Source organism: Bacillota bacterium (genome assembly GCA_036504675.1).
Classification (GTDB): Bacteria; Bacillota; Sulfobacillia; order JAJYWN01; family JAJZPE01; genus DASXUT01.
Genome location: DASXUT010000033.1, coordinates 1 through 2,469, shown reverse-complemented (window position 1 = coordinate 2,469; position 2,469 = coordinate 1). Strand labels below are relative to the sequence as shown.

The 2,469-nt window shown below is 66.9% G+C and carries 3 protein-coding genes; all 3 read right to left on the bottom strand.

What is annotated here, in order from left to right; genetic code table 11:
• Positions 1-141: 141 nt before the first annotated feature.
• Positions 142-477, bottom strand: coding sequence for a sulfurtransferase-like selenium metabolism protein YedF (gene yedF / locus VGL40_02525; GenBank protein ID HEY3314146.1), 336 nt, complete (start codon positions 475-477; stop codon positions 142-144).
• Between the two features lie 84 nt (positions 478-561).
• Entirely contained in the window at positions 562-1,698 is a 1,137-nt protein-coding gene (locus VGL40_02520) for an XdhC family protein (protein ID HEY3314145.1), read from the bottom strand.
• A 32-nt stretch (positions 1,699-1,730) separates the two neighbouring features.
• Positions 1,731-2,469: M20/M25/M40 family metallo-hydrolase (locus VGL40_02515; protein ID HEY3314144.1), on the bottom strand; the 739-nt coding region annotated here is incomplete at its 5' end.

The window sequence follows — 2,469 nt, the reverse complement described above, 5'->3', positions numbered from 1 at the left end:
CTCATCCTAATCCTAATCCGAGACCAGGCTAGGAGCGAAGCGACTTCCGGAATCTCAATTGAACAAGTATTACAACCTAAACCCGCCAGCTCCATGCCCGGCGGGTTCGGTTGTCTCTCATAGACTACACCAGGAATCGCTTTAAAGGGATATAATGGAAGACTCCCCACTCAACGCCACCAGCGTCCCCATCGCCGAAATCTTCCCGGCCGCCAGCTTCCCCTCCAGGTCGAACCACTCGACGCAGGTCCGGCACAGCAACACCTCGACGCCGGACTCCTCAAGCTTCTTGATATGATCGATCGCCTTGGAGCCCTGGGCGCACAGCTTAACGCCAGTGTTGGCCAGGAACAGGGCTTTGGGCTTCTCCGGGGCCTCACCAAGCTGCCTCAGGAAGTTGGCCATGAGCAGCTTGCCTAGCTCTTCTTCGCCACGGCCCAGACTGTCGGAACCAATGAAGAAGACCTTCTCTTTCAAGACTCTGCCTCCCTAATCGAATTGGCTTGAATGCATACGAGTATGTACTGCGAGACCCGGGGCCGCCCGGGTCTCCCCCGTTTTCTAAGCCTTCGGCCCCTGTGTCAGGCTCAGATGCCTTCCCCCGCCGCCCCGCCGGACCTGCACGATCTCGGCCAGGATGGACAGGGCGATTTCGCCCGGGGTCTCGGCCCCGATGTCGAGGCCGATGGGCGAGTAAAGCTCGGCCAGGGCAGCCTCGTCGTGCCCCTCAGCCCGCAGCATGTCGAGCACGCCGGTCACGCGCCGGCGGCTGCCGATCATCCCGACGTAGGCGACGCCGCGGCCCAGCAGGTGCCGGACGCAGACGACGTCGTGCCGGTGGCCGCGGGTGACGACCACGGCGTAGGTTCGGGCATCGACCGGGAAGTCCCCCACCGCCTGATCGAAGGGCGCGCAGACGACCTTGTCGGCCTGGCGGAACCGCCCGGGGTCGGCGAAGCTCGGGCGGTCATCGATAACGACCACGTCGAAGCCGATGATCTTGCCCATCTCGCTGAGGGGCAGAGCGATGTGTCCGCCGCCGCAGATGAGCAGGACGGCCGGGGGTACGAGGTCCTCGACCAAGGCCGACCACTTTTCGCCACTTAACTCCACGGCCGGGACCCGGGCCGGTGCCTCAGGGGTCTCGGCGCGCCCAGCCGCGTGCGGGTTCGCCGCCCCCGCCGCCCCGCCTCCCTGTCCCGCCAAAGCCCCCGCCAGCGCCTCCACCTCTCCCCTTCCCCATCCCACCTGGACGACCACCCGTCCACCCTCGCCCACGACGGCCATTGCCCCCAGGGCCCGCGCCGGCTCGAGACAGGTCAAGAGCTTCATCGTCCGCCGCTCGTCGGTGGCCTTGCGGACGGCCTCCGCCACCGGAAGCAGCTCAGCCCCGAAGGGCGCGATGACGACGTCCATAGTCCCGCCGCAGGCCGCCTCGGCCTCCTCAGTGACGGCTTCGATCATCTCCACCTTGACCCGCCTGGCCCGCCCGTCGTCCAGGGCCCCGAGCCCGGTGCGGATGACATCGCCCTCTCCGCACCCGCCCCCGACCGTGCCCAGATGGCCGCCCGCTCCGCGGACGGCCATCCTCGCTCCCGGAGACCTGGGGGCCGAACCCTTGACCCCGATGACCGTGGCCAGAGCGACCTTTTCTCCACTCTTCAATGCTCGAACCAGACCCTCAACGATATCGATCAAGTCGCGCCCTCCCAAAGACTCTTGACTCACATTCAAGCGGTCCCGCAGAAGTCCACCGCCGCCACGGCCAGCACCCTGGCCGTCGCCACGCAGGACCGCAAGTCAGCCCACTCGGTCTTGGCGTGGGCCCCTTCCCCGCCGGCCCCGAAGATGACCGTCGGGATGCCGGCCTCACTCAAGATGGCCGAGTCGAGCCAGCCGAACGAGCCGACCAGGCGGGCCCGCCTCCCCACCACCGCCCGCCTGGCTTCCTGCAGGCACTTGACGATGGGCTCGTCGGGCGAGGCCTCCATCGGCGACCGGTAGAAGAAGACCTCGGCCTCGGCCTTGAAATCCTTATCCTTGGCGGCCACCCGCCTGATTAGCTTTTCGATCTCGTCGACAACGGTCTGGCGGGTCTCGCCGGGGATCGTCCGGCGCTCAATCTCCACCCGGCAGTGGTCGGGGTAGGTGCTGAGCTCGATGCCGCCGCTGATCAGCGAGGCGTGAACCGAGGGCCGCCCGACCTTCGGGTGCACCTTCTTGGCCAGGACCCGCTTTTCGTGGGCCTCCATCGCGGCCAGGAACTTGCCGGTCTTGGTGATGGCGTCGACGCCCTGCCCGAACTCGCTCCCGTGGGCCGCCTTGCCCTGGACATCCAGCCGCACCCAGGCGAAGCCCTTGTGGACGACGCCGATATTGAGGCCGGTGGGCTCACAGACGATGGCCGCGTCGGCCCGGTAGGTCTGGGCGATCTTCTCCGTTCCGATGCTGGCGTACTCCTCATCGGCG